The 18,724-nt window shown below is 65.1% G+C and carries 19 protein-coding genes; 7 read left to right on the forward strand and 12 right to left on the reverse strand.

What is annotated here, in order from left to right:
• Nucleotides 1–107 precede the first annotated feature (107 nt).
• Both QOL82_RS14780 and QOL82_RS14785 read left to right on the forward strand, forming a co-directional pair.
• Nucleotides 108–1,442, forward strand: a complete 1,335-nt coding sequence (locus tag QOL82_RS14780; protein WP_283443057.1) for an erythromycin esterase family protein — start codon at nt 108–110, stop codon at nt 1,440–1,442.
• 125 nt (nt 1,443–1,567) lie between these two features.
• On the forward strand, nt 1,568–1,771 hold the full coding sequence (locus tag QOL82_RS14785; RefSeq protein WP_283443058.1) for a hypothetical protein: 204 nt from the start codon (nt 1,568–1,570) through the stop codon (nt 1,769–1,771).
• A 44-nt stretch (nt 1,772–1,815) separates the two neighbouring features.
• Here the strand turns inward: QOL82_RS14785 and QOL82_RS14790 are convergent, their stop codons facing one another.
• From QOL82_RS14790 to QOL82_RS14805, 4 genes are all read right to left on the reverse strand, one after another.
• Nucleotides 1,816–2,928 carry a zinc-binding metallopeptidase family protein gene (locus QOL82_RS14790; protein WP_283443059.1) on the reverse strand — a complete coding sequence of 371 codons (1,113 nt, stop codon included), beginning with the start codon at nt 2,926–2,928 and terminating at the stop codon, nt 1,816–1,818.
• A gap of 429 nt (nt 2,929–3,357) precedes the next feature.
• The gene (locus QOL82_RS14795; RefSeq protein WP_283443060.1) at nt 3,358–4,662 is read right to left on the reverse strand and encodes an MFS transporter; all 1,305 of its coding nucleotides are present in this window, start codon (nt 4,660–4,662) and stop codon (nt 3,358–3,360) included.
• 74 nt (nt 4,663–4,736) lie between these two features.
• On the reverse strand, nt 4,737–5,603 hold the full coding sequence (locus QOL82_RS14800) for a class II aldolase/adducin family protein (protein WP_283443061.1): 867 nt from the start codon (nt 5,601–5,603) through the stop codon (nt 4,737–4,739).
• Nucleotides 5,604–5,746: 143 nt separating this feature from the next.
• Nucleotides 5,747–6,655, reverse strand: coding sequence for a LysR family transcriptional regulator (locus QOL82_RS14805; RefSeq protein ID WP_283443062.1), 909 nt, complete (start codon nt 6,653–6,655; stop codon nt 5,747–5,749).
• Nucleotides 6,656–6,873: 218 nt separating this feature from the next.
• Between QOL82_RS14805 and QOL82_RS14810 the strand changes: the two genes are divergently transcribed.
• The 3 genes from QOL82_RS14810 (at nt 6,874) to QOL82_RS14820 (ending at nt 8,552) form a co-directional block, all read left to right on the forward strand.
• Nucleotides 6,874–7,371, forward strand: a complete 498-nt coding sequence (locus tag QOL82_RS14810; RefSeq protein WP_283443063.1) for a VOC family protein — start codon at nt 6,874–6,876, stop codon at nt 7,369–7,371.
• Nucleotides 7,372–7,630: 259 nt separating this feature from the next.
• The gene (locus QOL82_RS14815) at nt 7,631–8,056 is read left to right on the forward strand and encodes a DUF3597 domain-containing protein (protein ID WP_283443064.1); all 426 of its coding nucleotides are present in this window, start codon (nt 7,631–7,633) and stop codon (nt 8,054–8,056) included.
• A gap of 133 nt (nt 8,057–8,189) precedes the next feature.
• Nucleotides 8,190–8,552, forward strand: coding sequence for a DUF3140 domain-containing protein (locus tag QOL82_RS14820; RefSeq protein ID WP_283443065.1), 363 nt, complete (start codon nt 8,190–8,192; stop codon nt 8,550–8,552).
• A gap of 28 nt (nt 8,553–8,580) precedes the next feature.
• Here QOL82_RS14820 and QOL82_RS14825 read toward each other — a convergent pair whose 3' ends face one another.
• The 8 genes from QOL82_RS14825 to QOL82_RS14860 all read right to left on the reverse strand — a co-directional run bounded on the left by QOL82_RS14825 (nt 8,581) and on the right by QOL82_RS14860 (nt 17,257).
• A complete protein-coding gene (locus QOL82_RS14825; RefSeq protein ID WP_283443066.1) occupies nt 8,581–9,027 on the reverse strand; it encodes a DUF1772 domain-containing protein in 447 nt (148 codons plus the stop codon).
• 74 nt (nt 9,028–9,101) lie between these two features.
• A complete protein-coding gene (locus QOL82_RS14830; RefSeq protein WP_283443067.1) occupies nt 9,102–9,575 on the reverse strand; it encodes a hypothetical protein in 474 nt (157 codons plus the stop codon).
• Nucleotides 9,576–9,687: 112 nt separating this feature from the next.
• Nucleotides 9,688–10,452 carry an enoyl-CoA hydratase gene (locus QOL82_RS14835; protein ID WP_283443068.1) on the reverse strand — a complete coding sequence of 255 codons (765 nt, stop codon included), beginning with the start codon at nt 10,450–10,452 and terminating at the stop codon, nt 9,688–9,690.
• Nucleotides 10,453–10,521: 69 nt separating this feature from the next.
• On the reverse strand, nt 10,522–11,718 hold the full coding sequence (locus QOL82_RS14840; protein WP_283443069.1) for an acetyl-CoA C-acyltransferase: 1,197 nt from the start codon (nt 11,716–11,718) through the stop codon (nt 10,522–10,524).
• A gap of 12 nt (nt 11,719–11,730) precedes the next feature.
• Nucleotides 11,731–14,118, reverse strand: a complete 2,388-nt coding sequence (locus QOL82_RS14845) for a 3-hydroxyacyl-CoA dehydrogenase/enoyl-CoA hydratase family protein (RefSeq protein WP_283443070.1) — start codon at nt 14,116–14,118, stop codon at nt 11,731–11,733.
• A gap of 95 nt (nt 14,119–14,213) precedes the next feature.
• Nucleotides 14,214–16,004 carry an acyl-CoA dehydrogenase C-terminal domain-containing protein gene (locus QOL82_RS14850; protein ID WP_283443071.1) on the reverse strand — a complete coding sequence of 597 codons (1,791 nt, stop codon included), beginning with the start codon at nt 16,002–16,004 and terminating at the stop codon, nt 14,214–14,216.
• Between the two features lie 35 nt (nt 16,005–16,039).
• Complete coding sequence (locus QOL82_RS14855; protein ID WP_283443193.1) at nt 16,040–16,690, reverse strand: TetR/AcrR family transcriptional regulator; 651 nt, start codon at nt 16,688–16,690, stop codon at nt 16,040–16,042.
• Nucleotides 16,691–16,876: 186 nt separating this feature from the next.
• Nucleotides 16,877–17,257 carry an RNA-binding S4 domain-containing protein gene (locus tag QOL82_RS14860; protein ID WP_283443072.1) on the reverse strand — a complete coding sequence of 127 codons (381 nt, stop codon included), beginning with the start codon at nt 17,255–17,257 and terminating at the stop codon, nt 16,877–16,879.
• 147 nt (nt 17,258–17,404) lie between these two features.
• Here QOL82_RS14860 and QOL82_RS14865 point away from each other — a divergent pair, with 147 nt between their 5' ends.
• Together QOL82_RS14865 and QOL82_RS14870 are read left to right on the forward strand one after the other, a co-directional pair.
• Nucleotides 17,405–17,983 carry a sigma-70 family RNA polymerase sigma factor gene (locus QOL82_RS14865; RefSeq protein WP_283443073.1) on the forward strand — a complete coding sequence of 193 codons (579 nt, stop codon included), beginning with the start codon at nt 17,405–17,407 and terminating at the stop codon, nt 17,981–17,983.
• Entirely contained in the window at nt 17,980–18,687 is a 708-nt protein-coding gene (locus tag QOL82_RS14870; RefSeq protein WP_283443074.1) for an anti-sigma factor, read from the forward strand. Before QOL82_RS14865 ends, QOL82_RS14870 begins: the two co-directional genes overlap by 4 nt.
• The last annotated feature ends 37 nt before the right edge of the window (nt 18,688–18,724 follow it).

The raw sequence follows: 18,724 nt of genomic DNA on the forward strand, positions 1-18,724 counted from the left end.
GCGGCCGGTTTTTTTTACGTCCGTGCCGCTCCGGACAAACCCTGCGCCGGCACTTCCGCCCGCCGCCGCAGTCACATGGCCGTCAACCCCGCAAAGGAGAAACGGCCATGTTCGACCGGGCAGTCATCAGGGCCATCAAAGCCGCCGCGGTTCCCCTCCATGGCGTGACGGACACCGACGCCATCGTCGAGGCGATAGGCGACGCTTCCATCGTGCTGCTGGGCGAAGCCACGCATGGCACCCACGAGTTCTATCGTTCACGCATGGAAATCAGCATGCGCCTGCTGCGCGACAAGGGCTTCGCCGGCATCGCCGTCGAGTCCGACTGGCCCGATGCGCTGGACGTGAGCCGCTATGTGCAGGGCCGCGGCGCGGCCGGCACGCCGCAGGAGGCGCTGAAGTCCTACGAACGCTTTCCGCGCTGGATGTGGCGCAATGACGATGTGCTGGAACTGGTGAAGCGGCTGCGCGCCTTCAACGACGGCATTGCCGACGAGACGCAGCGGGCCGGCTTCTTCGGGCTCGACCTGTACAGCCTGCGGCGCTCGATGCAGGCCGTGGTCGCCTATCTCGACCAGGTCGACCCGGACGCGGCGCAGCGCGCCCGCGCGCGCTACGAGTGCTTCGACCATCTCGCGGAAGACCCGCAGCGCTACGGCTACGCCACCACGTTCGGCATGAAGAAGGATTGCGAGGCCGAGGTGATGCGCCAGCTGATGGGCATGACCGCCAATTTCGAGCGTTACGCCGGCCTGGACGGCGCCGAAGGTTTCGATGAGGCGTTCTACGCGCAGCAGAATGCCCGGGTGGCGCAGAATGCCGAGTCGTACTACCGCGCGATGTTCGCGGGACGCCATGCATCATGGAATGTGCGGGACACGCATATGGCGGACACGCTGGACGCATTGCGCGAACACCTGACGCGGCGGCGCGGGTCGCCGGCCAGGATCGTGGTGTGGGCGCACAATTCCCACATCGGCGACGCCCGCGCCACCGAGATGGGCCGCCAGGGCGAAGTCAATCTCGGGCAGCTGGTGCGCCAGCGGCACGGCCCGGAACAGTGCTGCCTGCTCGGCTACACGACCCATGCGGGCACGGTCACCGCGGCGTCGGAATGGGAGCAGCCGGCCGAGCGAAAGAATGTGCTGCCTTCGCTGGAAGACAGCGTTGAAAACCTGATGCACCGCGCTGGCCACGATTTCCTGCTGCCGCTGTGCGGCAACGCGGAACTGCAGAAGCAGCTGGGGCAAAGGCTGGAACGGGCCATCGGCGTGATCTACCTGCCGCAGTCCGAGCGCATCAGCCATTACTTCCGGAGCGAGCCGGCCAGGCAGTTCGATGCGCTGATCCATTTCGACACGACCCGTGCGGTCAGGCCGATGGATGCGCCGGCCGAGATGCTGCATGAAGAGACGCCGGAGACTTATCCGACCGGCATCTAGCCAGGCCGGGCGCGGCGGCCATCGCGCCTTTCATTGATCGCGACGGGTATGCACGCGGGCGAAACGTTGAACCTGCGCCGCCCGCACGGCGTCTATCTGATTTATTTCATAACAACAGGACCAATATGCAAGTCAAGATCACCCACCAGATGGCCGACGGCACCAGCCAGGACTTCGGCACGCAGGCACTGAGCCACATGCCGCCCATCGGCGAGCCGTTCTCGGCGGATCACAAGACCTATTACAAGACCAAGGCTTATTTCGGGCCGGACGACAGCGGGCATTACCTTCTGGTGCTGGAAGGCGACCCGCTGCCAGAACGATCCTGACGCAAGGCCCGCCGCGGCGCCGCCCGGCGCTTGCGGGCGGCGGGTCAGACGGTAATGCTTTCCTCGCTGCCCTGGCCGTCCGACAGCAGGTTGGGCGACACGGTCTTGTGATGGTCCAGGATCACCGCGTGGATGAACCGCAGCTTGTTGCGCACCGTTGGCGACAGCGTAAACGGGTAGGCGTCCGGCATGCCGATGCTGCGGTTGAGGCTGTTGAGCACATAGGTCAGCGCAAACCAGTCGGCCATCATGTCATTGAAGGACGCGGTGCTGAGCGGCTGCTCTTCCAGCACCAGCTGCGGTTCGTCAGTGCGCTTGGGCTGCAGGGTCATGCCGCAGGCAAATGCGGTGTCCAGCGTATCGAGCATGTGCAGGTAATGCGCCCAGCTTTCGGCCCAGTCTTCCCATGGATGGGCGCTTGCGTAGGTGCTGATGTACTGCTCGTTCCAGTGGTCGGGCGGGCCTTCCTTGTAATGCCGCTGCAACGCGGCGCTGTAGTCGGCGCGCTCGTCGCCGAACAGCTTGCGGTACTGGTCAATCCACTTGCTTCCCACGATCAGCCGGTCGAAATAGTAATGCCCGCTTTCATGCCGGAAATGGCCGAGCAGCGTGCGGTACGGCTCATGCATCTGCTCCCTGACCTTTTCGCGGAAGGCTGGATCGGCTTCGGCGATGTTGAGCGTGATGAGGCCGTTGTCATGCCCTGTCATCACGCGCCGGGTCGGCAGGTCCTGCAGGAATTCGAAGGCCAGGCCGGTTTCAGGCGACTTGGCCTTGGAAACCGGCGTCAGGTTCAGCTCGATCAGCGAATACAGCAGGCGCCGTTTCGCCGCTTCCAGCCGGCGCCAGTACAGCCGGTTCTGTCCCGACAGCATCGGGATCGAATGCGTAAGCTGGCAGGACGCGCACAGCTCGTCGGAGGTTTCCGCCGGCAGCACCCAGTTGCACACCTCTTCGCGGGAATAGTTGATGCACTGCTTGAACAGGCGGCCGGCGTTGGCCGGGTTCAGGCTGCGCCACAGGCCGTCGCCGGCCGCCTCGAAGGTGGTGATGCTGCGCTGCTCGGGCTGGTAGCCCAGCATGCCGCCGCAGTTTTCACAGCGGATGTTTTCAAAGAAGACTTGCTGTGCGCAGCGATCGCAATGGAATGTTTTCATGGAGGCATGTTGCACGAAACGATGAATGCATCAGGGCTGGCAGCATCCATTCGCATCATATGATATTGAAAAGCGCCATCAGCCCGACTGCCAGAAGGATTGTCAGGAGGGCAAACGCGATGAGCATGCGCTTGTTGGAGAAGAGTCCAGGCATTTCGCTCGCCTTTTGTGTGAGGGAATCCGCGATTGCGCAACCTGAAGGCAGGTTGGCCCAGGCGGACAAAGACAAAAGTCTAACCGAGCGGAGCCAGGCACGGCGTCAGATAATTTCCTGATCGGGCGTAGGACAGCGCCTTGTTCGGCGGCCCCGGGGCCGCAACGCGGGAAAGCGGCGGGCGAATGCCAAAAAAAAGCCGCATCCGGCAATCCGGATGCGGCGATGGCGACGGCAGCCTTTTCCGGCCGCCCATCGGCCGGGTCAGCAGCGCATCAGCGGTTGACCACGTGCTTGGGCACGGTCAGCACGATGGCGGCCGCGGCCAGCAGCGACACGGCGATGCAGTACAGCCCGACGTCGGTGCTCAGTGTCAGGTCCTTGATCCAGCCGACCAGGTAGGGGCTGACGAAGCCCGCCAGGTTGCCCACCGAATTGATCAGCGCAATCCCGGCCGCCGCCGCGGCGCCGCCAAGAAACGCCGGCGGTATCGACCAGAACTGGCACAGCGCGCCCAGTATGCCGACGGTGGCGACGGTCAGCGACAGCACGGCCAGCACGGTGTTCTGCGGCACGAAGGTGCTGGCTGCCAGGCCGATTGCGCCCAGCACTGCCGGCAGCGCCACGTGCCAGCGCCGCTCCTTGTTACGGTCCGAGCTGCGTCCGATCGCGACCATCGCGACTGCCGCGGCGCCATACGGAATCATCGTCAGCAGGCCGACGTCGAAGCTGTCGGTGACGCCGGACGCCTTGATCAGCGTCGGCAGCCAGAAGCCGATGCCGTACAGGCCCATGATGATGCCGAAGTAGCAGGCGCTGAGCACCCAGACCCGCTTGTTGGTGAACGCGCCGGCGGCGCTATGCACTTCGATATGCCCCGATTCGCTGGCCAGGCCCTTTTCGAGCAACGCCTTTTCTTCCGCGCTGAGCCACTTGGCCGAGGCGATCCTGTCGTCGAGGTAGGCAAGGACCACGAAGCCGGTGACGATGGACGGGATGGCTTCCAGCAGGAACAGCCATTGCCATCCCGGCATGCCGCTCATGCCATGAAAATGGTTGAGGATCCACCCCGACAGCGGGCCGCCGATGACACCGGCGATCGGGATGCCCGTCATGAACAGCGCGGTGATCTTGGAACGGCGCGAGGCCGGGTACCAGTAGGTCAGGTACAGGATGATGCCCGGGAAAAAGCCTGCCTCCGCCACGCCCAGCAGGAAGCGCAGCACGTAGAACATGGTGGGCGATTTCACGAAGATCATCGACGCGGAAATCACGCCCCAGCTGATCATGATGCGGGCGATCCACTTGCGCGCGCCGAAGCGGTGCAGCGCGATATTGCTCGGCACCTCGAAGATGAAATAGCCGATGAAAAAGATGCCGGCGCCCAGGCCGTAGATGGTTTCGCTGAACTTCAGGTCGGACAGCATCTGCAGCTTCGCAAAGCCGACGTTGACGCGGTCGAGGTAGGCAAAGACGTAGCAAAGGAACAGGAAAGGGATCAGGCGCCAGGTCACCTTGGCATAGGTATCTTCCTCGCTGCTACGCTGCGCGACGGCGTCGCCGTAAGCGGTTTTCAACATGGTATCTCCGTTGCTTGTTATTGCAGGCGGAGCGCAGCCCGGGCCGCGCTCGCCTGTTCTTCATGCGGGCATGCTTAACTGAACATATCCGGGTTGGTCTGGACCAGCTGCTCGTAGATGGGCTGGAAATGCAGCCAGCCGATGTACTCGCTGCCGACATGCTCGCGGCTGTAGCGGGAGCTGTGCTCCGGCACCATCACCGGCTTGATGCCGGTCGCCTCGACCAGCAGCTGCTGCTGGCAGCAGCGCTCCAGCGCGATGAACCAGAATGCCGCCGCCTCGATGCTGTGGCGGCTCACGGTCAGCAGGCCATGGTTCTGGTGGATCGCGGCCTTCACGTCCTTGAAGTAATCAGCGACGGACAGGCCGGCCTTTTCCTCGACCGCAACGGCGCCGGCCTCGTCCCTGATGACCACGTGGTCCTCGAAGAATGCGGCCGCATCCTGCGTGATCGGGTCCAGCGGGCGTCCCAGCGCGGCGAACGCGGTGCCATACACCGAATGCGCGTGGCACATCGCCACGATGTCCGGATTGGCTTCATGCACCGCCGCATGCAGCACGAAACCCGCGCGGTTCAGCGCATGGCTTCCCTCGACGACCTTGCCGGTGTGGTCAGCCAGGATCAGGTTCGACAGCCTGACCTGCGAAAAATGCACGGCCATCGGGTTGGTCCAGTAAAGGTCCGGGTATTCCGGGTCGCGCACGGTCAGGTGGCCGGCAAAGCCATAGTCCAGGTTGTGCAGCGCAAATGCGCGGCATGCGGCGACCAGGCGCTCCTTGCGATGCTGCCTTTCCTCGGCAAAGGTGGAAAAGTCCGGGATGCTCGGGAATTTCAGGCCGGCCTGCTTGGGCCGGTAGATCGAATTATTCGACGGATGGGAAACGGTGCGCCGCAGTTCTGCCTGCTGCGCGCGCGTGTCGATCGGCGCCTTGCTGCTCATGCTTGCCTCCTGTGACTGGGGTGGAACGGGGATGAATGAATGGCGTCACGATAAGGCAGCCGCCGTCGCCGATCCAGACACGGGGCGCGATAAGATTTATTACAGCAGGGAATAAATAGCGGCTTGCCTGCCGGCCTCGGCCGCTATTGCGCATGCCAGGGCGGCTCGCGGAACGTGTCCACGAAGTAATCGATGAAGGCCCGTATCCGCGGCACCACCTGGCGTTCCGGCAGGTAGACCGCATGGATCGCGGTGTCGTCCTTCGCCTGGTATTCGGCAAGCAGCGGCACCAGCTTTCCGGCCCGGATCGCCGGCAGCGCAAGGTGTTCTGCCAGCCGCATGATGCCCACGCCGGCCACGCAGAGCTGGAACAGCGTCGTGCCGTCGGTGCTGCGGAAATTGCCGTGGACCGCGACTTTTTCGATTTGGCCGTTCAGCATGAACGGCCACTGGTTCAAGTGCTCGCGCGGCGATTCCCAGGTGAGGCAAGCATGCCGGGACAAGCCCTGCGGCGTCACTGGCTTGCCATGGGCCGCGACATATTGCGGCGCGGCGACGACCACCCGCTGGAGGTCGCACAGCTTGCGGCTGCGCAGCGAGGAGTCCTGCAGGCGTCCCATGCGCACGGCGACATCGAAATTGTCCTCGATCAGGTTGACGTTGGAGTCCGACAGCGAAAAATGCACGCACAGCTTCGGGTAGGCCGCGAGGAAGCGCGGCAGGGCCGGCACCAGCTGGTCCATGCCGAATGCATGCGAGGCGCTGATGCGCAGGTTGCCGGTGGGCTCGCCCGAGCGCACCTGGGCTTCCGCTTCCTCGACGCTGTCCAGCACCTGGCCGCATGACATCAGGAAGCGCTCGCCTTCGCTGGTCAGGCGCTGGGTCCGGGTCGAGCGGTGCAGCAGCTGCACGCCCAGCCTGCGCTCCAGGCTGTTGATGCTCTGGCTGACAAACGGCTGGCTGACATTGAGGAAATTGGCGGCGGCGGTGAAGCCGCCCGCCTCCACCACCGCCTTGAAGACGCGCATCTCCAGGAGTCGATCATCTTTCATCGCTAAAGTCTATTCGTAAGCAAGGCCGGATAATTTATACCAATCCTCATCCGTCGCGCGCCGCGGCGTTTCCGCGCGCTGCGCGGCCCGTATGGGCCGCAGGAATGTGCGACATTAATGGATCGCGGCGACGGCGCCATGCATATCCGGCAGCCGAGGGGCGGCCGGCATTCCCGGCGCCGGCAAACGCCGTAAACCAACCATCAAGGAGACGAACGATGACCGGCAAGAACACGATCTGCCTGTGGTACGAAGGCGGCGCCCATGACGCCGCGAGGTTTTACGCGAAGACATTCCCCGACAGCGCGGTCGGCACCGTGCACCGCGCGCCGGGCGACTACCCGGACGGCAAGGAGGGCGACGTGCTGACGGTCGAGTTCACGGTCGCCGGCATTCCCTGCATCGGGCTCAATGGCGGCCCGCATTTCAAGCATAACGAGGCATTCTCTTTCCAAATCGCGACCGACGACCAGGCAGAGACCGACCGCTTGTGGAATGCGATCGTCGACAACGGCGGCCAGGAAAGCGCATGCGGCTGGTGCAAGGACCGCTGGGGCGTGTCATGGCAGATCACGCCGCGCGCGCTGCTGGCCGCAGTGACGGACCCCGACCGCGCCGCCGCCCGGCGCGCGTTCGACGCGATGATGACGATGCGGAAGATCGACATCGCCGCGATCGAAGCGGCACGGGCAGGCCGCGCGCCGGACCCGGCCTGACCGGCTGCCGGGGCTTCCCGACGGCGCCCCTGCTTCAAGGCCCCCGGCCGGATTGCGCTGGCTGGCGGCGGCGAACCGGGTATTCCGGGTCGCATTGCGCCGGGCGACCTGGCAGCCAGGGATATTACTGAACGTTGTTCATCAGAACTTGTCAATTTGCTAGTCCCGTGGCGGCAAGGCCGGCATGGGGTCAAACGACAGGTGTCGGCTGGCGTCTTTCGCCGGCGACATGACTTCAACTTTTCCGACAGAGGCGCATATGGGCATACTCAGCAATATTTTCCACAAGATCTTCCCTTCTTCCCATCCCGCAGTCGCCCAGGCAGACACGACCGCCGCGGCGCCTGCGGCCGGCGCGGCCACCGCTCCCGCGGCCCCGGCCGCACCCGCATCCGCACCGGCCGCCGCGCCGGCGCAGAACATGCCGGAAGTCGATGTCGAACAAATCCTGAATGGCATGGCGCAGTCGGGAGGGCAAACCCTGAACTGGCGCACTTCCATCGTCGACCTGCTGAAACTGCTGAACCTCGACAGCAGCCTGCAATCCCGCAAGGAGCTTGCCGGCGAGCTGGGCTATAGCGGCGACACCAACGACTCGGCGTCGATGAACGTCTGGCTGCACCGCCAGGTGATGAACAAGCTGGCGGCGAACGGCGGCAAGGTGCCGGCAGACCTCAAGGACTGAAGTCCGGGCGTCTGCCCGCCGCATCGATCCCGTGGGATGAATTGAAGGGAGGGCTGGCCTGCTGCCTGCCAGCCTTTTGATCCACGGCGCCCGGCGCGTCCGGGAAACTGACACCCTCGAACGGGGAAATCCAATGACTCAAAAAGAAGGCGACGGCCACCAGGCGGCCGACAAGCGCCAGACGATTGCCGATTTCAAGCAGGCGGTCAACATGACGGCTGCCCAGCTGGAGAAATGGCTGGACAGCGAGGATTCGAAACGCGTGGGCCAAAAGCACGGCGATGGCGAATCGGTCGGACACCATTCCGGCCGGCGCATCATCGAGCTGCTGCATCGGCCTGCGCAGGAGTTAAGCGAGGACGACCTTGCCCACATGCGCAAGGTGGTCGGATACGTCCACCGGCACCTGGCGCAGGGGCCCAGCAAGAGCGATCCTGCGACGAGCGACTGGCGTTACTCGCTGATGAACTGGGGACACGATCCGCAAAAGGACTGATGCCGCGGCGGCCCAAGGCGATTGCGCCCTAGCGGCGGCCAGCCAGGATGGACAGCGTCAGCGCAGCCAGCGCGACGAAGTACAGCACCGCGCCGGCCGCATGCGAGTATTCCCACTGGCGCCGAAGCGCTTCCCACTGCGGCGGCAGCATGGTCCAGTTCTGCGTTGCCTGGTTTGCCGGAAAGGTGAACAGGAAGAACGCCGCGAGGCCGAGCGCGATGCATAGCGTGGCGGCAAGCGAAAGGTGGAAAGCGGCGCCCGCACGCCGCTGGAGCAGCGTCAGTACGGCGGTTGCGACGAGCGCGCCGACCACGAACACACCGAGCAGCGCCCAGCCCCGGTAGATCTGCTGCACCGTCAGGTAATCGTCGTGGGAGAGCGCCATCTTGGCCGGGAGTTCAAGCAGGTGCGCCCAGCCGGCGGCCATGGACACCGCGGTAAAGAGCATGGCGATGAACTGTACCGTCCTGATCATCATGACCTCCTGGCCTGCAGCGCGCCGTCAACACACGGTGCAGGCATCCACGCACCGGGAAAGACCCGTGCCGGCTAGCCCCGCTTCGGCCGCGTTGCCAGGGCCACTACCGTGATGCCCGCGGCGACGATCAGCGCGTCCTCTATCAGGCCGCTGCGGGTCTGGCCGATGCGCGCCATGGCCTGCTTGCGGCCGGCCAGCGTCAGGTAGGCAAGCGGCACCGCGGTGGCGACCGCGAGGGCCGCGCCGGCCTGCTCCTCGCCGCGCGGCGCCAGCGCCGCGCCGGCGATCCCCGCGCTGGCCACGCGCGCCAGCAGCCCGAGGAACACGGTGCGGTCAGGCGCGCTCTTCATCTTGTCGCCGAACAGCTCTCCGACGCCCATGGCCAGCGCGCCGAACTTGAACACCGGGTGGTCCAGGAGAACGAGTTCACCTGTCGTACGACGGCCGGCGAGGCGTGCCGCGGCTATCGTCGCCATTGGCGTCATCGACCGTGCGCTTGCAACGGCGCCGATCAGGACGGAGGAAAGCAGGCTGCGAATTTTCATTTTTATAACTCCTGTGCAAGTGGGATCTTGTCGAACCGCCGAAGCAGCCTTGAGGCGGCAAATCACGTCACCGGGGCAAGCGACGCAAGGTACGACGCCCCCCTGCACGATTCTATGAAAACTGGCTGAAGTCCGGCTTGCGCTTTTCGAAGAAAGCGGTGAACGCTTCCTTCGCTTCCGGCGCGGTCAGCATCCGGCGGAAGTGCTCGCCCTCCGCCGCCATCTGCTCGTCGATCTCGGCCGCGGCGCCGCGCTTCATCAACTGCTTGGTGATGCGCACCGACGAGGCCGGCAGCGCCGCCAGCTTGGCCGCCTGCGCCGCCACGAAGGACTGCAGTTCGTCGGCCGGCAGCACGCGGTTGACCAGGCCCATCTGCTGCGCCTCATCGGCCAGGAACGCTTCGCCGAGCATCAGCTTCTCGGCGGCGCGCTGGTAGCCGGCCAGGCGCGGCAGCAACAGGCTGGACGAGAATTCGGGGCACAGGCCCAGCTGGCTGAACGGCATCGAAAACCTGGCATTGTCGGCCGCATAGACCAGGTCGCAATGCAGAAGCATCGTGGTGCCCACGCCCACCGCCGCGCCGGCCACCGCGGCCACCACCGGCTTGCTGGCGCCTTTCAGCGCCGACATGAACTGGAACACCGGGCTGGCGCCGCCGGTCGGCGGCTGCTTCATGAAGTCCTCGAGGTCGTTCCCGGCCGTGAAGATGCCGGGATGGCCGGCCAGCACGATGACCCGCACCGACGGGTCGGCCTCGGCCGCGGTGAAGCCGTCGGCCATGCTCTGGTACATCGCCGCGGTGATCGCGTTCTTCTTTTCGGGCCGGTTGAAGCGGATGGTGCAGATGCCGTTTGCCTGTTCGATGCTGATATCCATGTCGTCTCCTCACTGTTCAATGAAAAAAGGCCGCGCGGCATGACGCCGCACGGCCCCTGGTCCAAGCGCTTACATCCGCTCGAAGATGCCTGCCGCGCCCATGCCGGTGCCCACGCACATGGTGACCATACCGTACTTCAGGTTCTTGCGGCGCAGCGCATGCACCACGGTGGCCGCGCGGATCGCGCCGGTGGCGCCCAGCGGATGGCCGAGCGCGATCGCGCCGCCCATCGGGTTGACCTTGGACGGGTCCAGGCCCAGGTCCTGGATCACCGCCAGCGCCTGCGCGGCGAACGCCTCGTTGAGCTCGAACCAGTCGATCTGGTCCTGCGTGATGTTGGCCGCGCGCAGCGCCGCGGGAATCGCTTCCTTCGGGCCGATGCCCATGATTTCCGGCGGCACGCCGCGCACCGCGAACGACGCAAAGCGCGCCAGCGGCGTCAGGTTGAACTGCTTCAGGATCTTTTCGCTGACCAGGATCAGCGCGCCCGCGCCGTCCGAGGTCTGCGAGCTGTTGCCGGCCGTGACCGAGCCCTTGGCCGCGAACACCGGGCGTAGCTTGGCCAGTCCCTGCAGGCTGGAATCGGCGCGCGGGCCTTCGTCGAGGCTGACGGTGCGGGTCTTGACGTCGATCTCGCCGGTGGCCAGGTTGGGGAATTTCTCGATGATGTCGACCGAGGTCATTTCATCGCTGAACTCGCCGGCCTGCTGCGCGGCCAGCGCCTTCAGGTGCGAGTCCAGCGCAAACTGGTCCTGCGCCTCGCGCGACACCTTCCATTGCTTCGCGACGTTTTCCGCGGTCAGGCCCATGCCGTAGGCCATGCCGATGTTCTCGTCCTTGAAGATGCCCATGTTCATCGATGGATGGTGGCCCATCATCGGCACCATGGACATCGACTCGGCGCCGGCCGCGATCATCACGTCGGCCTGGCCGACGCGGATGCGGTCGGCGGCCATCGCCACCGCGGTGATGCCGGAGGCGCAGTAGCGGTTGACGATGACGCCGCCCACGGTCTTGGGAAGGCCGGCCAGCAGCACCGCCATGCGGGCCAGGTTCAGGCCCTGCTCGGCTTCCGGGAACGAGCAGCCGACAATGGCGTCCTCGATCAGCGCCGGGTCCAGCCCCGGCACCTGGGCCACGGCCGACTGGATCGCACGCACCAGCAGGTCGTCCGGGCGGGTGTAGCGGAACATGCCGCGCGGCGCCTTGCCGATCGGCGTGCGGGTGGCGGCGACGATGTAGGCGTCCTGTAGTTGTTGGCTCATTTTCTGTTCTCCTTAATTACGGACCGGCTTGCCGGTCTGCATCATGCCCATGATCCGCTCTTGCGTCTTCGGATTGCCCAGCAGTTCCATGAAGGCTTTACGTTCCAGGTCCAGCAGCCATTGCTCCGACACCAGGCTGCCCGGCTCGATGTCGCCGCCGCTGACGATCTCGGCGATCATCATGCCCAGCTTGTAGTCATGCGCCGAGATGAAGCCGCCGTCGCGCATGTTGACCAGCTGCGCGCCGATGGTGGCCATGCCGTAGCGGCCCGTGACCGGCACCAGCGCCTTCGCCGGCGCGCGGTAGCCGGCGTCGAACAGCGCGCGGGCTTCCACTTTCGCCACGTGCAGCAGCTCGTACGGGTTGAAGACGATGGTGTCGCTGGCAGCCAGGTAGCCCATCTTCTTCGCTTCCAGCGCCGACTTCGACACCTGCGCGGTGGCGGCGTTGGTGAAGCCGTTCTTCAGGAACTGCAGCAGGTCGTTGCCCTTGGCGTCGGCCGCCGCGCGCAGCGCCGCTTCCTTCAGGCCGCCGCCGGCCGGCACCAGGCCGACGCCGACTTCGACCAGCCCCATATAGCTTTCCAGCGCGGCCACGCGCTTGGTTGCATGCAGCGCCAGCTCGCAGCCGCCGCCCAGCGCCAGGCCGGCCACCGCAGCCACGACAGGCACGTTGGCATACTTCATGCGCATCAGCACGTTCTGCAGCTTGGCGACCTCCGGCCCGATGGCCTTGATGCCGCCCGACATGAAGACCGGTAGCATGGCCTGCAGGTCGGCGCCGGCGGAGAATGCGCCGCCCTGCGCCGCATCGGCATTCCAGAGCACCAGGCCCTTGTAGTTCTGCTCGGCCTCGTCCAGCGCACGGCTCAGGCCGGCGATGACGCCGGGGCCGATCACGCGCATCTTGGTCTTCAGCGACAGCACCAGCACGTCGTCGCCCTGGTGCCATGCGCGCACCGAATCGTCCTCGAACACGGTCGTGCCGCCATTGGTGGCGTCGCTGCCGCCCTCGCCCAGCACCGGCGCGCGGAACGGCTGGCGGCCGTACACGGCGAGGCTGGAACGGGGGATATAGGCCTTCTTCGCCGGCGACCACGAACCTTCCGCGGTGTGCACGCCGGTGCGGTCGTCGAAGACCCAGCCAGGCAGCGGCGTGTCCGACAGCGCGCGTCCGGCGTCGATGTCTTCCTTGACCCAGGTGGCGACCTGCTGCCAGCCGGCTGCCTGCCAGCTCTCGAACGGCCCCTGGTTCCAGCCGAAACCCCAGCGCAGCGCGAAGTCGACATCGCGCGCATTGTCGGCGATGCTTTCCAGGTGCACCGCGATGTAATGGAAGGCGTCGCGGAAGATGGCCCACAGGAACTGCGCCTGCGGGTTGGTCGAGTCATGCAGCGCCTTCATGCGCTTGGCCGGGTCCTTTTCCTTCAGGATGCGGCCCACCAGGTCGTCGGCCTTGCCGCCGCCGGGCACGTAGTCGCCCTTGGCCGCGTCGAAGCGCTGGATGTCCTTGCCCACTTTCTTGTAGAAGCCGGCGCCGGCCTTCTGGCCCAGCGCGCCGGCCGCGACCAGCTTGCCCAGCAGCTCCGGCGTCTCGTAGACCGGGAAGAACGGGTCGTCCTTCAGGTTGTCCTGCATGGTCTTGATGACATGGCCCATGGTGTCCAGGCCCACCACGTCGGCGGTGCGGAAGGTGCCGGACTTGGCGCGGCCCAGCCGCGCGCCGGTCAGGTCGTCGACCACGTCCACCGACAGGCCGAACTTCGCGGCTTCGCGGATAGTCGCCAGCATGCCGAAGATGCCGACGCGGTTGGCGATGAAGTTGGGCGTGTCGATCGCCCGCACCACGCCCTTGCCCAGCGTGGACGCGAGGAAGCCTTCGAGCTGGTCGAGGATCTCCGGGCGGGTGGCCGCGGTCGGGATCAGTTCCACCAGGTGCATGTAGCGCGGCGGGTTGAAGAAGTGGACGCCGCAGAAACGGGCCTTGAGTTCGGCCTCGAAACCGTCGGACAGCGCCGTGATCGACAGGCCCGAGGTGTTGGACGCGAAGATCGCATTCGGCGCGATGTAGGGAGCGACCTTCTTGTACAGGTCATGCTTCCAGTCCATGCGCTCGGCGATGGCTTCGATGATCAGGTCGCAGTCCTTCAGTTCCTCGAGGTTGTCCTCGTAGTTGGCCACGCCGATCAGCGCGGCCTGGTCGCGGTCGCCCAGCGGCGCAGGGCTCAGCTTCTTCAGGTTTTCGATGGCGCGCAGCACGATGCCGTTCTTGTTGCCTTCTTTCGCTGGCAGGTCGAACAGCACGACCGGCACGCGGGCATTGACGCAGTGGGCGGCGATTTGCGCGCCCATGACGCCGGCGCCGAGCACGGCGACTTTCTTGACGATGAAATTTGACATGGTTGGATTCCTGGGACGTTGGATGCAGACCGCCGCGCCGGCCCGTCGTTGAAGACGGGTCGGCGGGCGGTGCGGCGGTTTCCTCTTGCTTGGACTTAGATCAGGTCGGCGTCGAGCGCCATCAGGCTGGCGGAGCCCGAACGCGCCTGGCGGATCAGCATCGCCGTTTCAGGCAGCAGGCGCGCGAAGTAGAAGCGCGCGGTGCCCAGCTTCGACTTGTAGAAGCTGTCGCCGGAGTCCTGCTTTTCGAGCGCGATCTTCGCCATGCGGGCGAAGAAGTAGGCGAACACCAGGTGGCCGGCAACCCGCAGGTAAGGCACGGCTGCGGCGCCGACCTCGTCCTGGTTCTGGAAGGCCTTCATGCCGATTTCCATGGTCAGCTTGGTGACCTTGTCGCCGAGGTCGGCCAGCGGCGTGATGAATTCGGACATCGCCTCGTCGCTGCCGTTTTCCTCGACGAAAGCCTGCACCTGGGCGCCGAACTTGCGCAGCTTCGCGCCATTGTCCATCAGCACCTTGCGTCCCAGCAGGTCGAGCGACTGGATGGTGTTGGTGCCTTCGTAGATCATGTTGATGCGCGAGTCGCGGACGTACTGCTCCATGCCCCACTCGGCGATGAAGCCGTGGCCGCCGTAGACCTGCATCGCCTCGGAGGTGGCGATCCAGCCGTTGTCCGTCAGGAAAGCCTTGATGATGGGCGTGAGCAGCGCAACCTGGTCGGCCGCGTCCTTGCGCACTTCCTCGTCCGGGTGATTCAGCTCGCGATCGATCATCAACGCGATGTAGTAGCTGAATGCGCGGCCGCCTTCGGCAAATGCCTTGGCGGTCAGCAGCATGCGGCGCACGTCCGGGTGCACGATGATCGGGTCGGCCGGCTTGTCCGGCGCCTTCACGCCCGACAGGCTGCGCATCTGCAGCCGGTCTTTTGCATAGACCAGCGCGTTCTGGTACGCCACTTCGGTCAGGCCCAGCGACTGCATGCCGACGCCGAGGCGCGCCGCGTTCATCATCACGAACATCGCGTTCAGGCCCTTGTTGGGCTGGCCGATCAGCCAGCCGGTGGCGCCGTCCATGTTGATCTGGCAGGTCGCGTTGCCGTGGATGCCCATCTTCTCTTCGATCGCGCCGCAGAAAATGCTGTTGCGCGCGCCCAGCGAACCGTCCGCGTTGGGCAGGAACTTGGGCACCAGGAACAGCGAGATGCCCTTGGTGCCGGCAGGCGCGTCCGGCAGGCGGGCCAGCACCAGGTGGATGATGTTCTCCACCATGTCATGCTCGCCGGCCGAGATGAAGATCTTGCCGCCGGTGATCTTGTAGGAGCCGTCTTCCTGCGGCTCAGCCTTGGAGCGCAGCATGCCCAGGTCGGTGCCGCAATGGGCTTCGGTCAGGCACATGGTGCCGGTCCATTCGCCGGACACCAGCTTGGGCAGGTACAGGGCCTTCTGCTCGTCGGTGCCATGCTCGTGCAGGCACTCGTAGGCGCCGTGCGACAGGCCCGGGTACATGGTCCAGGCCTGGTTGGACGAGTTCAGCATTTCATAGAAGGCGTTGTTCAGCACGACGGGCAGGCCCTGGCCGCCGTATTCCGGGTCGGCCGACAGCGACGGCCAGCCCGCCTCGATGTATTGCCGGTAGGCTTCCTTGAAACCCTTCGGCGTGGTCACTTCATGGGTTTCCTGGTTCAGCCTGCAACCTTCGTGGTCGCCCGTGCGGTTCAACGGGAACAGGATGTCGGAAGTGAACTTGCCGCCCTCCTCCAGCACCTGGTTGATGATGTCGGCATCGACTTCCGCATGCTTCGGCAATTGCTTCAGTTCGTTCTCGACTTGCAGCAGTTCGTGCAGCACGAATTGCATATCCCGTACCGGGGCGACGTATTGACCCATGATGTTTCTCCAGAAGAGCAGTGGATTGTTGAATTTCAGGCTGTCTTGTCGACAGCGATTTTTGCTGTGGGTGTCGCATCGATGCCGCCGGCCGCTGTTGCGGCGCGGTAGCTTTCAAGCAGGCGCTCGAAACCCGCCTGGGCGCGGCCTACACTGCCGGGACGCTTGATGAAGCGGGCGTCATGGTGCAGCGCCAGCACCAGTCCGTACATTTCGTACACCATCTGCTGCGGGTCGGTGTCGGCGCGGAGGTGGCCGCATTCGACGGCCTGCTCGACGCAGCGCCGCAAGGCTTCCTGCCATGCCTTGACCATCCCCACCAGCTCTTCGCGTATTGCGCCGGGACGGTCGTCATATTCGACCGCGCCGCTGATATAGATGCAGCCGGAAGCCAGCTCCATGGTCACGCGCTTGATCCAGCGGGTAAACATGCTTTGCAGCCGCGGCAGGCCGCGGGCGTCCTTCATGCTGGGATAGAACACTTCCTGCTCGAAATGGTGGTGGTACAGCTTCAGCACTTCGATCTGCAGGTCCTCGCGCGAGCCGAAATGCGCGAAGACGCCGGACTTGCTCATGTTCATCTTGTCGGCCAGCAGGCCGATGGTCAGGCCCTCGAGGCCGTCGCGGCTTGCCAGTCCCAGCGCCACATCCAGGATCGCAGCGCGTGTGAGCTCGCCCTTGCGCATGAATTTTGGTGTCGTGTCAGTCATGATGGGACGCAATGAGACCTTAGTGGATGCTGGGGAAAATCAGGAATGAACGTAATGCGAACGTTCGTACTATTATGCAGACACTCTTAAATGTCAAACTGCAACCTAGAGTGGATGTTCTAGACCGGCCGGTTCCATGCGCGATGCATCGAACCGGCGTCATCACGACTGGGAGCGGCTGATCAGCCGCCGGTCGCGCTTGGTCGGACGGCCTTTCATGTCGGCGCCGGGTTCGCGGAAATAACGGCGGTCTTCGGCAGCGCGTGCGCGCTTTTCGACGCTTTCGCCGGTTTCCTCGTACAGCGCCTGCGCGAAGCTGGCCGCACGGCGCACATCGGACAACTCCTTCACCACCACTTCCCATTCGGTCGACCCGTTGTCGACATCGACCCGGTCGCCCAGCTTGACGCCCCTGGCCGGCTTGACCTTGTCGCCGTTCAGCTTGATCCTGCCGCTGTCGACCGCGTCGGTAGCCATGCTGCGCGTCTTGAAGAAACGGGCTGCCCACAGCCACTTGTCTATGCGTACACTCTCATTGCTCATCGTTGGAGATCCTGTATAGCCGATTCTTCCTATATCGAGGGTTACGTCGAAATTTCAATTACCGGTGTCATCCATCGCAGGCGGTTTCTGCGTAGAATTCCCCCGAAATTCGCCGCCGCAACTAAAAACGACCTCAGGAGGGACGCCTTGTCCAGTACCGATCCAGAAAAGCTCAGGAAACTGCTGGCCGCCGTCGCCCGCAAGGATGGCGCCGCCTTCCGTTCATTATATGAAGCAACATCGCCGAAACTGTTTGGCTTCGCGCTGCGTATATTGAACAAGAGGGAGCTGGCGGAGGAAGTCCTGCAGGAAAGCTTCGTCAGCATCTGGAACAATGCCGGCGGCTACCAGGCCGGCCTGGCGGCGCCGCTGACCTGGATGACCACGATCGTACGCAACCGTGCCTTCGATACGCTGCGCCGCACCGACGCCGTCGTCGAGATCGATGCGGATACTTTTGACAAGGATGTCATGGATGCACTTGAGAGCACCGAGCCTGGCCCGCTGGACGCGCTGCAGATGAGCGCCGACGCAAAGGCGTTGGCGCAGTGCTTTTCCAGGCTGGAGGGCCTGCACCGGCAGGCGATTGCGCTGGCCTTCTATCACGACCTGTCGCACAGCGAAGTGGCCGAGCAGATGAAGCTGCCGCTGGGCACGGTCAAGACCTGGGTCCGGCGCGGGCTGGAACGGCTGCGCACCTGCCTGACGCGCCTGGAGCGCGCATGAATATCGAGCGCAATCCCGAACTGGTGGACAAGCTGGCCGCCGAATACGTGCTCGGCACGCTGCGCGGCGGCGCGCGCCGCCGCTTCGACACGCTGCAGGCACGGCACGCGGTGATCCGGCGCGCCGTCCAGGAATGGCAGGACCGGCTCCATCCGATGGCGCAGTTCGCTCCGGATGCGGCCCCGCGGCCCGAGGTATGGGACAGCATTTCCCGCCAGGTCGGCCTGCGGCAGGCACCCGGCGCCGGCTGGCTGGCGCGGCTGCGCGACAGCCTCGGCTTCTGGCGCAACCTCGGCATGGCCTCGACCACCCTGGCCGCGCTGCTGGTGGTCGTGCTGCTGACCCGCCAGTTCAATGCCGAAACGCCGCCGTCCTTCGTCGCCATGCTGGCCGACGACAGGGCGCAGCCGGTGGCCGTCGTCACCGGCAATGCGCATACCCACAGCCTGACGGTGAGGCTGGTTGCGCCGCAGGCCGTGGCGGCCGACCGCAGCCTGGAACTGTGGGCGGTGCCGAAACAGGGCAATCCGCACTCGCTGGGCCTGCTGGCGGCGGACGGCAGCATCACGCTGGCGCTGCCGGCCGATGCGACGCCCGACACGGCGCCGCTGCTGGCCGTGACGCTGGAGCCGAAAGGCGGCTCGCCGAAGGCGGACGGGCCGACCGGCCCCATCGTCTTCAAGGGCGCATGGGTGAGGATCTAGCCGGCTTGCCGTTCGTTGCCGTGGCGGGCGCGCCGGA

Origin of the sequence: Noviherbaspirillum suwonense (assembly GCF_900182955.1) — a bacterium.
Taxonomy (GTDB): Bacteria; Pseudomonadota; Gammaproteobacteria; order Burkholderiales; family Burkholderiaceae_D; genus Noviherbaspirillum_A; species Noviherbaspirillum_A suwonense.